Origin of the sequence: Enterococcus sp. DIV1096b (assembly GCF_050498765.1) — a bacterium.
Taxonomy (GTDB): Bacteria; Bacillota; Bacilli; order Lactobacillales; family Enterococcaceae; genus Enterococcus_D; species Enterococcus_D entomosocium.
In genome coordinates this window covers 1105001-1125328 of record NZ_JBMHEK010000001.1, presented here as the reverse complement: position 1 = coordinate 1125328, position 20328 = coordinate 1105001, and the positions used below count along the sequence as shown (strand labels likewise).

At 43.2% G+C, this 20328-nt stretch carries 17 protein-coding genes; 5 read left to right on the top strand and 12 right to left on the bottom strand.

The window, feature by feature from the left end; all coding sequences use genetic code 11:
* Nucleotides 1-4: 4 nt before the first annotated feature.
* A complete protein-coding gene (locus tag IGJ17_RS05435) occupies nt 5-2479 on the bottom strand; it encodes a hydroxymethylglutaryl-CoA reductase, degradative (RefSeq protein WP_086332195.1) in 2475 nt (824 codons plus the stop codon).
* Between the two features lie 192 nt (nt 2480-2671).
* On the opposite strand from IGJ17_RS05435, the gene IGJ17_RS05430 reads away from it, so the two are divergent.
* The 4 genes from IGJ17_RS05430 (at nt 2672) to IGJ17_RS05415 (ending at nt 7066) form a co-directional block, all read left to right on the top strand.
* The gene (locus IGJ17_RS05430) at nt 2672-3832 is read left to right on the top strand and encodes a hydroxymethylglutaryl-CoA synthase (protein ID WP_016613067.1); all 1161 of its coding nucleotides are present in this window, start codon (nt 2672-2674) and stop codon (nt 3830-3832) included.
* A 500-nt stretch (nt 3833-4332) separates the two neighbouring features.
* Nucleotides 4333-5310, top strand: a complete 978-nt coding sequence (locus IGJ17_RS05425; RefSeq protein WP_086332194.1) for an ABC transporter substrate-binding protein — start codon at nt 4333-4335, stop codon at nt 5308-5310.
* Nucleotides 5311-5339: 29 nt separating this feature from the next.
* A complete protein-coding gene (locus tag IGJ17_RS05420) occupies nt 5340-6260 on the top strand; it encodes an ABC transporter permease (protein WP_005237148.1) in 921 nt (306 codons plus the stop codon).
* Nucleotides 6260-7066, top strand: a complete 807-nt coding sequence (locus tag IGJ17_RS05415; RefSeq protein WP_005237149.1) for an ABC transporter ATP-binding protein — start codon at nt 6260-6262, stop codon at nt 7064-7066. The genes IGJ17_RS05420 and IGJ17_RS05415 overlap by 1 nt, the downstream gene beginning before the upstream one ends.
* A gap of 75 nt (nt 7067-7141) precedes the next feature.
* Here IGJ17_RS05415 and IGJ17_RS05410 read toward each other — a convergent pair whose 3' ends face one another.
* The 10 genes from IGJ17_RS05410 to arcA form a co-directional block, all read right to left on the bottom strand.
* Nucleotides 7142-7786 (bottom strand): V-type ATP synthase subunit D, encoded by a 645-nt coding sequence (locus IGJ17_RS05410; protein WP_016613064.1) that lies wholly within the window; start codon nt 7784-7786, stop codon nt 7142-7144.
* Complete coding sequence (locus tag IGJ17_RS05405) at nt 7786-9174, bottom strand: V-type ATP synthase subunit B (protein ID WP_005237151.1); 1389 nt, start codon at nt 9172-9174, stop codon at nt 7786-7788. The genes IGJ17_RS05410 and IGJ17_RS05405 overlap by 1 nt, the downstream gene beginning before the upstream one ends.
* Nucleotides 9174-10949 carry a V-type ATP synthase subunit A gene (locus IGJ17_RS05400; RefSeq protein ID WP_008380990.1) on the bottom strand — a complete coding sequence of 592 codons (1776 nt, stop codon included), beginning with the start codon at nt 10947-10949 and terminating at the stop codon, nt 9174-9176. Before IGJ17_RS05400 ends, IGJ17_RS05405 begins: the two co-directional genes overlap by 1 nt.
* 31 nt (nt 10950-10980) lie before the next feature.
* Nucleotides 10981-11295: a V-type ATP synthase subunit F gene (locus IGJ17_RS05395; RefSeq protein WP_005229240.1), complete on the bottom strand. Its 315-nt coding sequence runs from the start codon at nt 11293-11295 to the stop codon at nt 10981-10983.
* Nucleotides 11288-12289, bottom strand: coding sequence for a V-type ATP synthase subunit C (locus IGJ17_RS05390; RefSeq protein ID WP_005237156.1), 1002 nt, complete (start codon nt 12287-12289; stop codon nt 11288-11290). Before IGJ17_RS05390 ends, IGJ17_RS05395 begins: the two co-directional genes overlap by 8 nt.
* A gap of 14 nt (nt 12290-12303) precedes the next feature.
* Nucleotides 12304-12894, bottom strand: coding sequence for a V-type ATP synthase subunit E (locus tag IGJ17_RS05385; RefSeq protein ID WP_429961156.1), 591 nt, complete (start codon nt 12892-12894; stop codon nt 12304-12306).
* A 16-nt stretch (nt 12895-12910) separates the two neighbouring features.
* Nucleotides 12911-13384, bottom strand: a complete 474-nt coding sequence (locus IGJ17_RS05380; protein ID WP_005237160.1) for a V-type ATP synthase subunit K — start codon at nt 13382-13384, stop codon at nt 12911-12913.
* On the bottom strand, nt 13368-15359 hold the full coding sequence (locus tag IGJ17_RS05375; RefSeq protein WP_008380982.1) for a V-type ATP synthase subunit I: 1992 nt from the start codon (nt 15357-15359) through the stop codon (nt 13368-13370). The genes IGJ17_RS05380 and IGJ17_RS05375 overlap by 17 nt, the downstream gene beginning before the upstream one ends.
* Complete coding sequence (locus IGJ17_RS05370) at nt 15360-15671, bottom strand: hypothetical protein (protein WP_008380980.1); 312 nt, start codon at nt 15669-15671, stop codon at nt 15360-15362.
* Nucleotides 15672-16055: 384 nt separating this feature from the next.
* Nucleotides 16056-17273 (bottom strand): arginine deiminase, encoded by a 1218-nt coding sequence (arcA, locus tag IGJ17_RS05365; RefSeq protein WP_008380978.1) that lies wholly within the window; start codon nt 17271-17273, stop codon nt 16056-16058.
* A gap of 432 nt (nt 17274-17705) precedes the next feature.
* On the opposite strand from arcA, the gene IGJ17_RS05360 reads away from it, so the two are divergent.
* The gene (locus IGJ17_RS05360; RefSeq protein WP_086332193.1) at nt 17706-19703 is read left to right on the top strand and encodes a beta-galactosidase; all 1998 of its coding nucleotides are present in this window, start codon (nt 17706-17708) and stop codon (nt 19701-19703) included.
* Between the two features lie 64 nt (nt 19704-19767).
* Here IGJ17_RS05360 and IGJ17_RS05355 read toward each other — a convergent pair whose 3' ends face one another.
* Nucleotides 19768-20238 (bottom strand): HIT family protein, encoded by a 471-nt coding sequence (locus tag IGJ17_RS05355; RefSeq protein WP_176256982.1) that lies wholly within the window; start codon nt 20236-20238, stop codon nt 19768-19770.
* Nucleotides 20239-20328: the final 90 nt, after the last annotated feature.

Sequence of the window (20328 nt, the reverse complement as noted above, 5' to 3'; positions counted from 1 at the left end):
TTTTTTAGTTGCGTATTTCTGTTAAAAATTTACGGGCTTGCTCTTGGTTCATTTGACTCGCCGCTCGCAGCTTAGCTGCCAGCTGATCGATCTCAGTTCCTTTTGCCCCAACTGAAATAGCTAATGAACGGGCTTGCATGCTCATATGGCCTTGCTGAATTCCTTCTGAAACCAATGCCCGCAAAGCTGCCAGATTCTGAGCCAACCCGACACTTGCCGCCAGCGAAGCTAACTCACTCGCCGTTTCAACACCGGTCAAAGCCAACGCCGCTTGGGCTTTTGGCAATACTTTTGTGGCACCCCCGACTGTGGCGATCGCCAACGGAAGTGTGATACTACCAATCAAACGGTCTTCTACTATTTTCCAAGAAGTCAGCCCTTGCATGCGACCATTACGGGCAGCATAGCCATGACAAGCTGCCGAAACGGCGCGAGTGTCATTTCCGGTAGCCAAAATCAGCGCTTCAACGCCATTCATGATCCCTTTGTTATGGGTGGCGGCACGATATGGATCAATCTTGGCAAAATCAGCTGCATGAACGATTTTTTCGGCAACTTGTCTACCCTTTCCGATCTTGCTCAGTTTGTCAAAAGGCACGGAGCAAGTGGCTGTTACTAACGATTCCGTGGCAAGATTACTTAAAATACTAAAGAGAATTTCTTCTTCTGGGAACCACTTCCGAAAGAGGTCGGCCACTCCTTCTAAAATCGAATTGATGATGTTGGCGCCCATGGCATCTTTGACATCAACCAACAAATCGATTGAGACATAGGCTGTTGCTAATTCAGATTCTGTTGGCGAGAAGTTCCGACTAATCACTCGTCGTAAGCCCCCACCGCGTTTTACGATCGAGGGATACGCCGCGTTCGCCACTGCAAAAATCGCCGCTTGCTCTGTGTTGACTTTTGCCAAAATGGCATCCGGGTCCTGAACAGTCATAAAGACGATCTGGCCTCGAAGCAAACGTTCTTGACTGGTCGTTGTAATGGGCCCAGCCATTTTTGCTCCATTGCTCATCGCTGCAATCACAGAAGGTTCTTCTGTGGCTAACGGGACATTGTATCTCTTGCCATTCACTTGCAGATTCAACCCCACACCTAAGGGAATCTCCACTTCACTGATCTGGTTTTCGATCAAGTGATTGGAAGTTTCCTTGTCTAATGCCATTTCTTGAAAAACCAAGGATTCGGCTGCTGTGATCGCCCCTTGTGCTTCAAGAAAGGTTAGTCGTTCGTTAGGCGTAAGGGCGTAAAACTTTTTTTTTTCTGTTTTTTCTGATGCCGACTCTTCATGAAAATCGGCTTGACTTGCTGCCGCCGAAGAGTTTTCTAACAGCATCGCTAGCCCTAACCCGCCACCGACACATAAAGAGGCGATCCCATAACGTTCTTGTGTGTCTTTTAGCTGATAAGCGACGGTCGTTGCGATCCGAGCACCGGTTGCTCCAATCGCATGGCCAAGGGAAATGCCCCCACCGTAACGGTTGACTTTCTTGGGATCCAAACCAAGTTCACGTTCTACTACGATCGAGGAAGCTGCAAAGGCTTCATTGATTTCAAAAATACCGATGTCTTCAATCGACAGTGCTTGCTTTTTCAGCAAAGTATCGATTGCTTTGATTGGTGAGATTCCCATGATCTCTGGGGCAAAGCCAACTTCAACGATCTCTTTGATCACTGCCAGATAAGGAATCTGATGCTCCTCACAATAGCTTTTTGAGGCGATCAAGACCATGGCAGCCCCATCATTGATGGTTGAGGCATTCCCAGCAGTCACCGTACCGTCCTTTTTGAAAACCGTTTTTAGTTCAGCTAATTTTTCGACTGTCGTAGCGGCGCGAATGCCTTCATCCTGGGAAACGGTAGCAGACTTTTCGGTCACGGGTACGATCTCTTGCTCAAATTTCTTTTCCGCTTGTGCTTTGGCAGCCTTCATTTGGGAGTGGTAGGCAAATTCATCTTGTTCTTGTCGAGTGATGCCATATCTTTCTGCAACAGTCTCAGCCGTTAAGCCCATCGGTTTGCTACTAAAAGCGTCTGTTAAGCCATCATGCATCATTGTTGATACTGGATTTGAATACTGATCATCCGCCTTGTTATAATAACTGAATAGCGGCGCATTCGTCATACTTTCGATCCCACCAGTCAAGACGACTGATGCCTTGTTTAACTGAATTTGCTCCATGCCCATTAGAATCGCTTTCATTCCCGAACCGCAAACTTCGTTGATCGTTGAGGCTGGAATATCTGAAGAAAGCCCACTTTGCAGGGAAACTTGGCGACTTGGATTTTGCCCACTGCCTGCTTGCAGGACATTTCCGATAATCACTTGTGCGATATGTTCTTTTGCTTGTTGGTTTCTTGCCAACAAGGCTTTCGCAGCAATTGTTCCTAATTCTACTGCTGAATATTCTTTTAATGACCCATGGTATTTGCCAATTGGCGTTCTTAGTGCGTCGATAATGACAACTTCTTCCACGTACGTCACCTCCTCTTGAAATATATCATTAAATCCTCCAAAAAAGAATACCCCACATCAGCTTGCTGTGCCCTTTTCTACTTTCTTTAATAAAGTTTAAATTCTAATCAATTCTTTTTCATTTTTTTCAAAAAATATGATACCTTAGAACGTGTAGCCTACTAAGTACGTAGAACATAAAGGAGCGACAGAATGAACGTTGGTATTGATAAAATAAATTTTTATGTCCCCCCCTATTTTATAGATATGGTTGATCTAGCTCACGCCCGAGAGGTCGACCCAAATAAATTTACGATCGGGATCGGTCAAGATCAAATGGCGGTCAATAAAAAAACGCAAGATATCGTCACCTTTGCCATGCATGCGGCAAAAGATATCCTCACAAAAGAAGATTTACAAGCAATTGATATGGTGATCGTCGGCACAGAATCCGGCATCGATGAATCAAAGGCTTCGGCAGTGGTTTTGCATCGCCTATTGGGTATTCAACCATTTGCCCGCTCCTTTGAAATCAAAGAAGCGTGTTATGGCGCAACAGCAGGCTTACAGTTTGCTAAAGCCCACGTACAAGCCAATCCAAAAAGCAAAGTTTTGGTGGTGGCTTCAGACATCGCCCGGTATGGCTTAGCTTCCGGTGGAGAGCCCACTCAAGGCGTAGGTGCAGTTGCTATGCTGATCTCTGCAGATCCAGCGATTTTGCAGTTGGATAACGATAATTTGATGTTGACGCAAGACATTTATGATTTTTGGCGTCCCGTTGGTCATCAATATCCAATGGTAGATGGCCACTTGTCAAATGCCGTCTATATCGATTCCTTTAAACAAGTTTGGCAAGCCCATTGCGAAAAAACGCAACGCACAGCAAAAGATTACGCTGCATTGAGTTTCCATATTCCTTATACAAAAATGGGAAAAAAAGCCTTATTGGCTGTTTTTGCCGAAGAAGAAGAAACGCAACAAGAACGCCTGATGGCTCGCTATGAAGAATCGATCGTTTACAGTCGTCGGACCGGCAACTTGTATACGGGTTCATTGTACCTAGGCTTGATCTCTTTATTAGAAAATTCCTCCAGCTTGCAAGCCAATGATCGGATAGGACTGTTTAGTTACGGCTCAGGAGCGGTTGCTGAATTTTTCAGCGGCGTATTGGTACCCGGTTATGAAAAACAGTTAGCACAAGCTGCTCACCAAACGTTACTTGATGCCCGTCAAAAACTAACGATCGCTGAATACGAAGCAATGTTCAATGAGACCATCGATATTGATCAAGATCAATCCTTTGAGGATGATCTGCTTTACAGTATTCGTGAAATCAAAAATACCATTCGTTATTATAAAGAAGAAAACGAGTGATGTTTAGAAAAACTTTGTTTATTTTCAAGCAAGAAAGCTTGATGAAACAAAGTTTTTTTCTTTCTTTTTAATTTGTTGAAACAAAGCATCTTTTTCAGACTTTTTCTGATTGTTATTCAAAAATTTTCAGATAATTCAGGAAAAACATTTGACAGTCCGCTTTTTTTTGTCTATACTAAAAACAATTCAAGTATGGAGGAACTTTTTTATGTTAAAAACGACCGTGTCCCCACAACTGAATATCTTTTACTTTAGCTACTTTAGATAGTTTGTATTCATAACACATTATGGATGCAAACCGCAAAACGAGTTTTGTTTGTATCTATGATGGCTAAAGCATTTTAACTTGAACTTGCAGCCATGTAGAAAATCTTCTAAATGGTTGCCAATATACGTTTACGCTTGGTATAGGATCGAATCCATTTAGACGATTGTCTGAATGGATTTTTTTGTTCAGGTAAACCCCAATTAAAAAAGAAACGTTTATAGGAGGAGTTACAATGAAAATGAAAAAATGGATCACAACTGGATTATTAACGGCTTCACTACTGGCACTGGCAGCTTGTGGGGAATCAAACAATGCTTCTGAGGGAAACGACGGATCAAAAACAGTCGGTGTCTTGCAACTCGTGGAACATGGCTCCTTGAATGCCGCCTACGAAGGATTTAAAGAAGGCTTAGCAGAAGCGGGCTACACAGAAGGTGAAAACCTGATGATCGAATACCAAAATGCGCAAAACAGTCAAGACAACTTAAAAAGTATGAGCGAACGCCTAGTGAATGCCAACCCTGATCTTTTATTGGGCATCGCTACGCCTGCTGCTGTTTCGTTAGCAAATGAAACCACTGATACCCCAATCGTGGTTACCGCAGTTACTGACTTAGTTGGGGCAAAATTAGCCGACTCAAATGAAGAACCCGGTCGCAACATCACCGGTACGTCAGACATGGTACCCATTGAGCAGCAGATCAATTTGCTGTTAAGCATCGTCCCTGACGCCAAGACGATCGGCATTATGTATAATGCAGGTGAAGCTAACTCGAAAATTCAAGCAGACTTGGCAGAAGAAGCCTTAAAAGCTGCTGGAGTCGACGTTAAAGTATTGACCGCCAATACCACCAATGATGTGCAGCAAGTGACCACTAGCCTGGCAAAAGATGTCGATGGCATTTATATTCCAACAGATAATACCTTTGCCTCTGCTGCTGCAATCGTCGGTGAAGTGGCGAAAGAAACCAAAACACCGATCGTCGCAGGTTCCGTGGAACAAGTCGATGATGGAGCTCTAGCAACTTATGGTATTGACTATAAATCACTAGGCATTCAAACAGGAAAACTAGCAGCAAAAATTTTAGATGGCGATGCAGAACCAGCTACCACACCCGTTGAAACAGCGGAGAATTTAGAGTTAGTCGTCAATGAAGAAATGGCTGCAGCTTTAGGGATTGATCCTGCCAGCATCACTGCCCCAGAATAACCATACTATTTTAGATTTGAGGAAATCATATGAATTTAGTCGACACGTTCTTACTATTACTACAATCTGCCACCTCTCAAGGGATCCTTTGGGCATTGCTGGCAATCGGAGTATTTTTGACCTTCCGTATTCTGGATATCGCTGATTTAACTGCAGAAGGAAGTTTTCCATTAGGTGCAGGGATCGCTGCAATCAGTATTACGAATGGCGTCTCCCCCATACTAGCCAGTTTGATGGGCTTTGGCGGTGGCATGTTAGCCGGCTTGGTATCCGGACTACTGCATACAAAACTAAAGATCCCAGCCTTGTTGGCCGGGATCATCACGATGACTGGGCTTTATTCCATCACAAATCGTGTGATGGGTGCTCCCAACATTGCCTTGTTAGGACAAGACACGGTCTTCACCCAATTTCAAGCAATGGGTCTGACCAAAAACAATGCCGTGATTCTTGCGGGCTTTCTCTTCGCAGCTATCGTCATTTTGTGCTTGTTCCTCTTTTTCCGTACAGAGATCGGCTTAGCATTGCGCGCAACAGGCGATAATTTAGCTATGAGTGAAGCCAACGGCATCAACACCGATAATATGAAGATCATCGGTTACATGATCTCTAACGGCTGTATCGCCCTTTCAGGTGCTCTTTTAGCCCAAAACAACGGTTTTGCTGACCTAAACTCCGGAATCGGTACGATCGTGATTGGCTTAGCATCGATCATTATTGCAGAAGTTTTATTTGCCAATAAATCTTTGCTTTTGCGGTTGATCACCATCGTGATTGGAGCGATCGTTTATCGCTTTATCCTGGCCGTCGTTTTCGAGTTCAATGTCGAAGCCAATGATATCAAACTGGCATCCGCAATCGTCTTAGTCATCTGCCTCTCGTTACCGCAGCTTCGTTCAAAACTAGGACTTAAAAAGATGCTGCCAAAAACCAAAGGAGGCCAATCCTAATGACTTCAGTCTTAACAATCGAAAATCTACACCAAACCTTTGAAAAAGGGACGATCAATGAGAACCATGTCTTGCGAGGCATTGACCTGACGATGAATGCCGGAGATTTTATCACGATCATCGGTGGCAATGGTGCCGGAAAATCGACCCTTTTAAACAGTATTGCAGGAACGATCCCAACAGAACAAGGAAAAATCACCTTAGATGGGAAAGACATCACCCGTTTATCCGTTACGAAACGCTCAAAGGATATTAGCCGAGTCTTTCAAGATCCACGTATGGGGACAGCGGTTCGTTTGACTGTTGAAGAAAACTTAGCACTTGCTTACAAACGGGGCCAAGTCCGAGGGTTTGCGACAGGCGTCAAAGCAAAAAATCGCGCGTTTTTCCAAGAAAAATTAGCCAGTCTAAACTTAGGCTTAGAAAATCGTCTTTCTGCCGAGATCGGTTTGTTATCAGGCGGACAGCGTCAAGCGATTACCCTCTTGATGGCAACGTTGCAACAACCTAAATTGATTTTATTAGATGAACATACCGCTGCCCTAGATCCAAAAACCTCGTTGACTGTCATGGCATTGACCGATCAATTGATTCGTTCACAGCAGTTGACGGCCTTCATGGTTACTCATGATATGGAAGATGCCATTCGCTATGGCAATCGCCTGATCATGCTTCATCAAGGCAAGATCGTCGTGGATATTGCCGGTGAGCAAAAGCAACATTTAACCGTCCCTGAATTGATGGAAATGTTCCATCAAAATAGCGGTGCTGAATTAAAAGATGACCAACTGCTCTTACGCTCTTAACAAGCAAAAAGACACGTAGAAAGGAACCCCCTTCTACGTGCCTTTTTTGATTCTTCCAAATGATTGGCAAAATCCTTACTTTGCTTCATTTTCCGCAATGATATCTGTGACCTTCATCAAGCGGGTCAATGTTGCTCGTTCGTCTTCTGCCAGATTGCTTTCGATGTATTGAATGGTTTCCGTCAGCTTGGGAATCGTCATATACTCTAACGCATTGACTCTTCGCCTCGTCCGCTCGATCTCATTGGCCATCAGTTGACAGGTTTTCTCGATTTCGGCCAACTGAAGCATCACTGGCAGCATCTGATCAAGATGAGACAACGAGAGATCCAGCTCACTGGTGGTACTTACAAAACCGTAGGAAAAGTCATCATCGGAGCTCTCTTCTTCGTAAACAGGATTTAACACTGGCACATCCATATTCATGATGGTCCGACTTTGTACATCTAGGGTCACTTTATTTAAAGGGATCATAAATGCTTCTTGCAAAACGACATCGGGAATACTACTAGAAGCCAGCACATACTCTTCCATCCCTGCTTGCAGCGCAGTTTCCATTTTTTTACGAAGCTTCTGGTTTTTCTTTACTAGCTGAATGAATTGGCGCACCAGCTCATCTTGCTTGTCTTTCAATAATTTGTGACCACGGGTTGCCGTCGTCAGCCGTTTTTTCAAACGACTTAGTTCCATCCGAGTTGGATTGACATTTAAGATCGCCATTAAGAACTCACATCCTCGTCCGTTGGGTAATAGGCGTCGATAAATTCTTCTTTGATACGGCTCAACTCTTGTTTTGGCAAGGTAGCTAATAGCTTCCAGCCTAAATCTAACGTTTCTTCAATCGTCCGGTTGGTTTCAAATCCCTGGTTGACATACTCTTTTTCGAAAAGATCTGCAAAACGCGCGTACTTTTTATCAAGATCAGACAAGGCAGACTCTCCTAAAACGATCGATAACTCTTTGGCAGCTTTCCCATCGGAATAGGCGGCATAAATTTGATTCATCGTTGCCGCATGATCTGCACGGGTCTTACCTTCTCCCGTTCCTTTGTCCTTCAACCGAGAAAGACTTGGCAAAATATCCACTGGCGGATTGATATTGCGTTTGTAAAGGTCCCGCGACAAAATGATTTGTCCTTCTGTGATATAGCCAGTCAAATCAGGAATCGGGTGGGTTTTATCGCCATCTGGCATCGTTAAGATCGGAATCTGTGTAACCGATCCTTCTTTGCCCATCAAACGTCCTGCCCGTTCATACAGTGTAGCTAAGTTGGTGTATAGATACCCTGGGTAGCCGCGACGTCCCGGAACTTCTCGGCGGGCAGCGGAGATTTCTCGCAATGCTTCGCAATAGTTCGTCATATCGGTCATGATCACTAAGACGTGCATGCCTTTTTCAAAAGCCAAATACTCTGCTGCAGTCAATGCCATCTTAGGAGTAGCGATCCGTTCGATTGCTGGATCGTTGGCAAGGTTCATAAACAAAACAGATCGATCTAATGCACCGGTTTTGCGGAATTCATCCACGAAAAATTCAGCTTCTTCAAACGGAATCCCAATTGCTGCGAAGACGATCGCAAAATTGCCTTCTTGGCTGGGTACTGTTGCTTGTCGTGCGATTTGAGCAGCGATCTCTTTATGAGGCAAACCAGAAGCAGAAAAGATTGGTAATTTTTGTCCACGAACTAATGTATTTAAATGATCGATCGTTGAGATCCCAGTTTGGATAAATTCATCCGGGAAGTCCCGTGCCATCGGATTGATGGCTTCACCGTTTACATCGATGCGTTTTTCGGGCAAGATTCTCGGGCCATTATCTTTTGGTTTTCCTAAACCGTCAAAAACCCGACCCATCATATCTAGAGAAACCCCTAAAGTTAAACCAGTTCCTAGAAACCTTGCTTTGCTTTCTTCAGCACTCAAATTACTGGTACCTTCAAATACTTGGACAACAGCATTGTCATCACTGACTTCCAGTACTTGACCTTGACGGATCTCGCCTGTGTCCATGCGGACCTCAACGAGTTCGTCGAATTTAACGCCTCGAACATTTTCGACCACCATTAAAGGGCCGGCAATTTCGGAAACTGTACGATATTCTTTTAACATCAATGAACACCTCCAGTTTCAATGATTCGTTGTAACTTTTCTTTGATGTCATGCTTGATCGTATCCAAGCGGGTCAATTCTTCTTCAGGAATGTATTTGCTGCGGGCGATGCGCTCACGCAGATCAACCGTTCCTTTTGTGATCTCATCTAAGTAAGCACCTAGCTGCAGTGCACGTTGGGCTTGTTCATTAAAGTAAAGAATATTCTCCAACATTTTGAACTGCTTATTGCGAGATGTATACGTGTCAACATCATCAAAGGCGTTTTGCTGCAAGTAATCTTGTCTCAAAGAACGGGCTGTCATCATTGTCAAACGGTCTCTTTGAGAAAGAGAATCCATCCCTACCAATTGAACGATTTCTTCTAAACGGCTTTCTTCTTGGAGAATCGCCATTGATTCATTGACTAGCTCCGACCAGCGATCGCCTAATAATTGATCTAAATAAGAATTGATTTGATCTTCGTAAAGGGAATAGGAATTCATCCAGTTGATGGAAGGAAAATGCCGTTTTTGCGCCAGCATACTATCCAATGCCCAGAAGACTTTCACGATTCGTAAGGTATTTTGGGTGACCGGTTCTGAGATGTCTCCACCAGCAGGTGAAACCGCACCAATTGCGGTAATGCTTCCTTCCCGAGGCTGTGTGCCTAATGAATGGAAACGCCCTGCTCGCTCATAGTATTCCGCAATTCGACTTCCAAGGTACGCCGGATAGCCTTCATCTCCTGGGATCTCTTGCAATCGTCCACTCATTTCCCGCAGCGCTTCTGCCCAACGTGATGTTGAGTCTGCCATGATAGCAACACTATAGCCCATGTCTCGGTAATATTCTGCAATCGTGATTCCTGTATAGATTGAGGCTTCCCGAGCAGCAACTGGCATATTCGACGTATTGGCGATCAAGACCGTTCGTTCCATGATGGACTTGCCGGTATTTGGGTCGATCAGTTCAGGAAATTCATTCATAACATCCCGCATTTCATTGCCTCGCTCGCCACAGCCGACATAGACAACGATATCCACATCCGACCATTTAGCAATTTGGTGCTGAACAACCGTTTTTCCGGCACCAAATGGTCCGGGAACGGCAGCTGAGCCGCCTTTTGCCACTGGAAAATAGGTGTCGATGACGCGCTGACCAGTGACCAGCGGTTCGCCTGGATTTAATTTAGCAGTAACGGGACGTGGTTGACGAACCGGCCATTTCTGAACCATCGTCAAGTTTTTTTCACCCTCAATGGTTTCTAAGACACAGATCACTTCAGTAATAGCAAAATTCCCTACCATGATTTCTTTGACGGTTCCTTCATAGTTTGGTGGCACCATGATCTTATGCTCGATCACCGATGTTTCTTGTACTGAACCTAAAATGTCGCCACCTTGTACGGTATCACCGACTTGTACTTGAGGGACAAAGGTCCATTTCTTTTGGCGATTCAGTGGATCGATGGTAACCCCTCGTTCCAAAAAATCACTTTCTGTTTGCGACATAAACGTATCTAATGGTCGTTGGATCCCATCAAACATCTGAGTCAACAAACCTGGTGCTAGTTCGACAGACAATGGTGCGCCTGTCGTTTCCACGGGCTCGCCTGGTCCGATTCCCGCTGTTTCTTCGTATACTTGGATCGAAACCAGCCCTTTTTTGATCTCAATGATCTCACCGATAAGGCCCTTGTCACTGACTTTGCAGATTTCGTGGATTTTTGCGCCACTTAATCCTGAGGCGGTGACCAGTGGTCCCGATACTTTTTCAATTGTGCCAAATGCCACATTTATTCCTCCTAGCTGGCTGACTTGTCTGTTATGAATCTAATATATTCATTCCTACCGCTTTTTCCACATTTTGCTGAATTCGTGCCATGCCGATCCCTAAACTACCCGTACTACTTGGAATCGGAATGATCGCTGGTGTCGGTACTTCTTCATAGCGGCGAACGATCGGTTCTAATTGTTCGATCAGTCGCTCAGTCAAAAAGATTACCCCATAGGCTTCAGCCATTTCTTCTAGTTGTTGGGCGGCTTCATCCAAATCGCTGACTGGAAAGATGTCGATCCCTAGCCCTTTGAAAGGCAAGATCGAGTTCTTACCACCCATCATTGCTATTTTTTTATGCATAACTATCACGCACCCGACTTCTTAAAATCTCTTCCGGCACCTTATTGATTTTCCCAATCAGGAGAATACGCAAGTTCTTGCTTTCAATTTCCTTGGCGTACAAGTACCCTGCCAATGCTGAAGGGCCAAAAGGAACAATTTTATGTTCTTTGAGCTTCGCCATTAGAAAATTGTCTTTGCGTATATCAAAGGTATTCAAGGTCTTCTTCTCTACCAACTCTTCATAGCTGTGATTGATCAGTTCTTTATAAGGAGTCCCTTGCAAATATGCCACAAATGCCTCAAGGGAAGTCGTGATCTCAGCTAACAATTCTTTTGCAGGCAGGTTTCCATGATCGGCTAAAACTGCGCTGATAAAGCCGCGCTTGCGTTTCATCGCGTAACTGCGCAACGTTGTTGAAATGTTGAAAATATCGATTTGTCGACGAATCAAGCTTTGCAGCAGATCGTCGTCGTATTCTTTGCCAATCGTCCACAATTGTTCCCAATAGTGGTTATCAAAGATGATGTCGATCGATTGGACCTCATGGTAGTTCTCAATATAAGAGAAGACTTCTTCCACACAATCAACCATCTCTTTGGCAACAAGATTGCTTTTTCTGGTCTTGACCAGATCCTTAAGGACGGAAAGCGGCTGGGTACCAATTGGGACAAGATATTCAGAAAAATCTTCTTGCATGTACGCCGCTTTTACCAAGACTTTCAGATTTTGATAGTCATATTTCAAAGCAAAGAAATCAACGATCGCTTTTTCCGGTGTCAGCTGATACATCGTGTCGTATACCCGTTTCAACTCCGCCATCAACACATGTTCAAAGTCGTGTACACGATCATCCTCGTTGATGAAGTCACCATAAACCGTTTCTTGCAACATACCGTAGATTTCTTCTGCGCTAGCAGCCGAGAGCATCCGCTCATAGCGGCTGCGATCGAATAATTGCGATTCATACGTCCGAATTCTCGTATTTAAGGTATTGTATTTGATGTCATTCATCTGTTTGCACCTGCTTACTGTTCAAAAATCAATTGCAGTAACGTATTGCTTAACTCTTCTTTGTTGGCTTCTAGTAGCGCATCAAAAGTAAAATTCAACTCGATCGCTTCTTGTCGCAACAAAAAGCCACCCTTACGAGGGATCGTTTTATTTACCAGTTTCAGCTGAACATCTGGGGCAGATGCCTGCAATTTAGCGAGGAGCTCCTCATCCACTAAATGGCGGGTCTTCTCACCTAAAAGCAACTCAACCTCACCAGTTAACCTTGCATTCGCCAAGCCATTAGCGATAAACGCATAAAATGCTGCTTGATCCATCGTATTTAAACGGGTCAAAGCCTCAGTAAACAGCTCATCTAAGACCGACTGCTTTGCTGCCAAGACCTTGTTTCTTGATTGAATATGCACATCTGAGATTTCCAAATACATCGCCGCACGTTTTTCTTTTTCATAAAAAGCTAACCGCTCACTAAGCTCTTTTTCTAATTGCGTTCGCTTCAAGTTTTCTTGATTTTCACTTTCTTTTTTCGCTTCTTTGATTTGCAGCTGGTATTTCTTTTCCGCATCAGCGGTTATTTTGTCAGTTAAACGTGTAATATCAGGCATTCACTTTTCCCTCCTCTTAATTCAAGACAAGCAAGAAGGAAATAACGAACCCTAAAATACAATACGTTTCCATCATCGCTACCAAGATAATTCCTTTGGTCACATGTTCTGGTTTTTTGGCTAAAATCTGCATCGCAGCACTTGCGGCACGTCCTTGCCATTTTCCGGCTACGATCGCTGTTAATGCGATTGGCAATGAAGCAATAAACAAGTACAATCCGCGATCGAATGAAAGCGAACCGCTGATTTGACCAAAGATCATAAAGGAAATTACGAACCCGTATAACCCCTGAGTACTAGACAGCAACTCTAAGATCAACGCTTGTCCGAATTTCTCTGGCTGCTCTGAGATCAAGCCTGACGCTGCTTCACTGGTCATCCCAACACCAATCGTTGATCCGATACCGCCGCAAATCGTTGCGGTCGCTACACCTAAAGCTGCAAAAACAATTCCACCATTTTCGTAAAAGAAACTAATCCAATTTTCCATTATTGTCCTCCTGTAACTTCTCTTCTGAGATGATCTCTACATAGTTTTCATTTGATTTGAAGGGGTCAAAGGCACGTCCGCCCCCCGTAAAGAATTTTCCAAAATACTCTAAATACTGCAAACGGATACCATGAACATACGCACTAAGGTAACTTAAGAAAATATTTAGGCCATGCAATGCCACAAATAATAAGATACCAACCGTAAACCGGGCTGCTGGCGGCAGGTAGCTGATGATCAAGTTGAAGGCTGAGGCGATACTTCCGCCGGCAACCCCTAACGCCATCAGACGGGTGTAACTGATCAAGTCACCAACATAATTGGTCACATCCATCAATCCGTACAATCCAGAACCGATTTTTCCTGCTAAGGTTTTACCTTCTAAACTGCCTCCGATGGCCACTGCTAATAGACTGGCAGCGATCATTACGATCCCAATCATTTGTAACGGTGTGTCAGGGAAAAGCAGCATTCCTGCGGCAACAAAAGCCACACTGATCAAAAAGACGATCCATGAACCGGCTTGGAACATCGCAGCCAGTTTCTGGTCTTTTTTCTTCCATAGAATATAGAATTTCAGCGCCAAACCAAACATAATCTGGATGTACCCAAAGATCACGGATAAGACTAAGATCTGGTTGACATCATCCTGGGCAGACAACAGTTGGAATGAGAATTCAAATCCGAAGAAGTTGCCATAGATCAAGCCCCAAATAATCGTGGGGATCGAGCATAACTGAAAGAGGGTCAAGTTTTGTTCCAGCCCTTTGCTGAGGTGGAACAGCTTTTTACCAAGAAACGTCGCCAGAAACAAAAGCAAACCATAGCCAAAATCGGCAACCATCATCCCGAATGCCACCATATAAAAAGGCGCCATAAATGGTGTCGGATCTAACTCGTCATATTGCGGCAAGCTGTACATCCGAACAAGTCCTTCAAAAGGTTTGATCCAACGTGCGTTTTCTAATAAAATCGGCACATTACTAATCTCTTTTTCCGTCACTTCTTGGTATTCGAGGTAATAGTTATCCGTGGTTCCTTTTTTGATGCGTTTTTCTAATTCGGCCGTTCCATCAACAGGAACCCAGCCAGAAAGCGAGACCGCATGAGTAGAACGTAAAAGCATCTTATTGCTTTTTAAGCGGGTGATTGCTCCATCTAAATACTCGGCAACGATCCGCAAAGTTTCTTGCTCGTTTGTCATTGCACGAAGAGAGGCTTTGATCTCTTTTTCTTCATCAATTAAACGTTGGGATTTTTCTTTCATCGTTTGCAGATCTTCTTCTGGGATGCCCTCATAAGGGTAGATGTATTGCTCAAAGGCTACTTTTTTAAGAAGTGAAGTTACTTTTTCTTTTACATCTTTGTGGAAAAGGACCAGTAAATAAGTGGTTGTTTGTGATTGATAAACAGTTTCCACATAGACGAGCGGCAGCTTCTCACTGTTCGTCGTAAAGTCAGCCATTTCAGAAGTGGGAATCGAACCTAGCAAGCCACCTGATTTTTTTAATTCCTTTAAAACCGCTGGACGCTCTTTAAAATACTTCCAAATCGACAGCTCTGCTTCTTGTGCTAATACATCGCGTTTTTCTTGATCGATCAAGCGAAGACGTTTGTCTTGTTTACGAAGGGTCTGGCATAATTCTTGCCAGGGATAGGTGTGGGCTGTTTCAGCCAATTCTTGAAGGGTATATTTTTTGATTGGTTGCCGCAGTTGTGCCAGCATTCCTTTTTTGGGTACATATTCTTCTAAAAAATTTAAGCTCCAGTTGACTTGACCAAACTGGTTCTCCATTTCTTCTTCAGACTGTTCCTCGCGAACCGGTGTCAAAACACCCGTCGTTTCTTCAGAATCGTAGTATTTCTCCGAAGAAAGCAGTTCTACGCCCTGAAAGTCTTGCAGCTGCTCTAAAACAGCTTCTTTCTGATCGTAAAAGGTCAACAGACTGAACTTTTGCATTTTTGCAATTGCCATTTATGTCACAACCTTATTTATTATTATTGCCAATGCTTCTTCCTTTAACTCATTAGGGATCGTTCGTAGTGTTTCCACTTCTGCTTTCGTTTTAGCCATGAGCGGTTCTTTTGACTGTGTTAACTCAGCTGCGATTTTTTGATTGATTGCTTCTTTTTGTTGGGCTTCTTTTTCTGCCAACTCTTTTTTAAACGCCTTCAACCGTTCTTCGCGTTCTTGTGCCAATTGTTTTTTTTCTGCTTCCGCTTCTTGGTTTTTATTTTCAGCAAATTGCTCTGCTTCTTGTAATAATCGAATTGCATCTACTGCCATTTTCTCACCTGCTTTCCCTTTTTTTCCGCAAAAAAAACCACTACAAATCAAGCATATGGCATTCGCTGATCGTAGGGTGTCAAAAATCAATAAGTGGCAAATACCTTCACCTATTTCCGTTTTCTAATATAACCGTACCATAAATTTAGCGATAGAACAAGGTTCCTAGCGTTTTTTTATAGTCTTTACATATAAAAGTCACAAAAATTACACATTTTCACAAAAAGAAATCCTTTTCAATTTATAGGGGGTTAAATGATGACAAAAAAGAAAGATTAGAAACAGAATGCCGTTTCAAATCTTTCTTTTATTTTTCTCTCTTCTATTTCTTAACTTTCATAATTTCAAAGCAAAAATCCGTAATTAAAATAACAAAGATTCGTCCTACTCACGAATAAATGGCATACTCATACAGCGTGGACCTCCACGTCCGCGAACCAATTCACTTCCTGAGATCTCATTCAACTTGACGCCTGCCTCTTTTAACAACCCGTTGGTGATGGTATTGCGGTCATAGACCACGACTTCCCCTGGGGCGATCGCCAATGTATTGGAACCATCATTCCATTGTTCTCTGGCTGCTGCCGCTAAGTCGTCACCACCACAGCGAATCAAGTGTACTTCAGGCAAATCTAAATAACGGCAAAGAATGTTTTCCAACGTATCTTTTTCCTCATATACTCGCACACCGTCCTTGTGTTTAGTGATTGAATACAGCGAAAGTTCTCCCTCGATTTCTGGATGGATCGTGAACTTATCATGATCCACCATCGTAAAGACCGTATCTAAGTGCATAAATTTTCGTTCTTCACCAATATTAAATGCCAAGATATGTTCAAAACTCGGTTCTGTAGCAAAAATCGTTTCGGCAATTTTTTCGATAGAAGCAACCTCGGTTCGTTGAGAGATACCGATCGCCACGATTTTATCAGATAAAATCAGCTGATCGCCGCCTTCCATCCGCGTCGTTTCGTCCCGATGATACAAAAAGTTCGTCTCATTGCGGGAAAACATCGGGTGGTGCGTAAAAATTTGTTTTCCGTAGAGGGTTTCTCGTCTTCTCGTTGCAGAATACATTCGATTCAAGGAAACGCTATGACCAATCGTAGCAAACGGATCTCTCGTGAAATACAAGTTTGGCATTGGATCGATCAAAAAAGGATATTCCGTTTCAACGATCGCCGTTAACTTGCTAGCTCTTGGAATTTCTACCTCACTTTTTTTCAAGCCCGCCATCGTATGATCGATAAAGGAGCGATTATCTTTGATCGACAGGAAAAAATTGCGCACTTCGTTGCGAATCTCTTCATCAAGGATCGTTGTCTCATTTAAATAATCTTCTAAAAAAGCTTCTTTGGCACCGGTCGTCGACAATGTCTCTGCAGCAAGATCTTCCAAATAAAGGACTTCCACCCCTCTGTTTCTTAACGTCTCGGCAAAAAAATCATGCTCTTTTTGTGCTTGGTCTAGAAAAGGAATATCATCGAACAACAAGCGATCAAGATAATCCGGCATCAAGTTTTCCAATTCTGCTCCTGGACGATGCAACAGCACCCGCTTTAAGGGCGCAATCTCAGAAAAGATCTGTATTGGCTGGTTCATGGACGTGTCTCTCCTTTTTCGCATTTTTTGTGGAATAACTTATGTCATTCCTCGTTTATGACTCCTCGACACATAATTATTCATTTCTTTGACTCATAGTAATCTTCTGCTAATGTTTAATAGTTTTTTTGATCTGTTGGTTATAAACATGCATTTTTTTATAAAGAAACTATTAATAAAAAAACAACTACTTAGAGAGATAAATTTTAGATGTTTTAATTTACCGCCTTTTTCAATTGTATATTTTTGTTAAAAAAACAGCAAGGCAAAAGAACTGGCGGACTATAGCCCTAGTTGCGAAACCAGATTGAACTATCTTTGTTTTTTTGGATCATTTCATGATTTTCAAATGATACCGCTATCAAACAGATGAATATTTGATATGATTCAAGTATCTTGATACTAAAGAAACGTCTATAAAGGAGCGATTTGATGAAAACGCAACGTCAGCTTTACTATGGTGCCGACTACAATCCTGAACAATGGTCTAAAGAAGTCATTCTTGAAGATATGCGCTTAATGAAAGAAGCAGGTGTGAACTATGTAAGTATCAATATTTTTGGCTGGGTCAATCTGCAGCCAGATGAATCCACCTATGATTTTGACTTTCTGGACTGGTTGATGGATCTTTTATATGAAAACAATATCATGATCGACCTAGCCAATGGAACAGCTTCTCCTCCCGCTTGGCTTGTTCAAAAACACCCTGAGATGCTGCCTGTGACCATTCATGGCAATCGACTGGTTCATGGTGCGCGCCAGCACTACTGTCCGACTTCCCCTATCTATCGTCAATATGCCGCCGATTTGTCTGAAGCAGTCGCAAACCGTTATGCTAATCATCCAGGGCTGGTCATGTGGCATATCAATAATGAATATACGTGTCACATCCACGAGTGTTATTGCGATCATTGTCGGAAAAGATTTCAGACATGGTTAGCAGAGAAATATCTGACCATCGCTGGATTGAATGATGCTTGGTCAACGAAGTTTTGGAGTCAATCCTATGGCAGCTGGGAGGAAATTTTCTTACCAGAGGCAATGCCAACCTTCAAAAATCCTGCACAGCAATTAGACTACCGTCGGTTTCTTTCCGACATGAATCTGGAACTTTATCAAATTGAAAAGGCGGCGATTGCAAAATATTCCCATGACATTCCTTATATGACCAATCTTATGGGCTTACACAAATACGTAGATGGATTTAAATGGGCACCTGAAATAGATGTGGTCAGCTGGAATTCGTACCCGAATCCCTTTGAAAAAATCCCTTACCCGCAATTTCTTGCTAACGATTTAACCCGCAGTTTGAAGAAAAAGCCATTCTTGATCATGGAGCAAGCCACCAGCGCCGTTAATTGGCGACAAATCAACGGGGCCAAGACCCCCAACCAGTTGCGTCTTTGGAGTTATGAAGCGCTAGCTCATGGTGCTGATGGTATCATGTTCTTTCAATGGCGACAGTCTCGTGGCGGTGCGGAAAAATTTCATAGTGCGATGGTGCCTCACGGAGATCCTCAGTCAAGCCGTATCTTTCGTGAATGTGCACAATTAGGCAACGAATTTTCGCAACTATCCGAAATCGTTGGGACGCGCTTCTTGGCTGATGTCGCAGTTGTCTTCGACTGGGAAAATTGGTGGGCGCTGGAATTGGATGCCAAACCAAGAACCTTAAAATACATTCATCAGTTACGCAGCCTGTATGCCGCACTTAGGGCGTTAAATCTGAGCGTAGACTTTGTCCATCCTTCCGAATCCCTAGGCGGCTATCCTTTAGTGATCGCCCCAAATCTCTATTCAGCACCCGAAGCATTCGGTAAGAAGATCCATGATTACGTGCGACAAGGCGGCATCTTCTTGACCAATTTCTTTAGTGGGATCGTCAATGAATATGACCAAGTCTATCTTGGGGGCTATCCAGGACTGTTTAGGGACACCTTAGGGATCATTGTAGAAGAGTTTTACCCAATGAAAGCGGCTACCCATCACCAAATTGACTTCCAAGGTCGTCGGTACGACAATTCTCTATGGGAGGAAGTCATCCATCTAAAAGGTGCGAAAGCTTTGGCAACCTTCCATTCCGGTTATTTGACCGATAAGCCCGCCATTACCATGAACCGGATCGACGATGGGTATGCGTATTACGTGGGAACAGAATTGTCTCTTGAAGGACTAACTACATTTTTAGCGACCATTCTGGAAAATCACAAATTAACGACTCATGCCCAGCACTTCTTGGCTGCTCCTACTGAAATCTCCGTTACCTGTCGCAAAGGTGCTGGCTATACACTCGTCTTTTTCTTAAACCATACCGAGCAGACAACAGAAGTGAAGCTGAAAGCCCCTGGAGAAGACCTTCTAACCAAAGAAACCAAACAGTTGGCAGTTCTGAAACCAAAAGAAGTCGCAATCCTTAAGTATATTGAATGATCTAAGGAAAGAACCTCCATGAAGCGATCGCTTCATGGAGGTTCTTTTATAGAGGTTACTAGATTCAGAAAGGTTCATTAGACAAACGATAGGCAATTTCTAAATAAGAGGCTATCTCTCGTCTTAACTCTCCATCTCTTTTTTCTGAATAGTGATACTCTGGATTAGTCCAATGGGATTTGTCATACAACCAAACAGGCATTTTTTTCGCTTCGTCGGTTTCCCATTCATAACGGGGAAAAAGATGTGCATGAAGAAAGTTATCGGTATTTCCCAATAGTTCATAATTGATTCTCAATGGAGAACAAGCCTGTATTATAGCATCTCCTAAAAGAGTCATATCAGTTAAGAAAACCTGTCGCTCATTTAAATCTAGATCATTTAAAGAAGCCACCTCTCTTTTAGGTAATAATACACAATATCCAGGAAGAAATTGGACATCGCCATAAACAGCAAAACTGCCAGACAATTCTTTGATCACCATTGGATTTGTCCCATCTATCGCTGATTTGATTCTATTCTCATACCATTTCAATTTGATCCCCCCTCTTTCCTGTTCCTTGCAGCTATTCATGTAAAAACTATACAAGATTAAGAAAAGGCTTTCAATAGTAACAAAACAAAA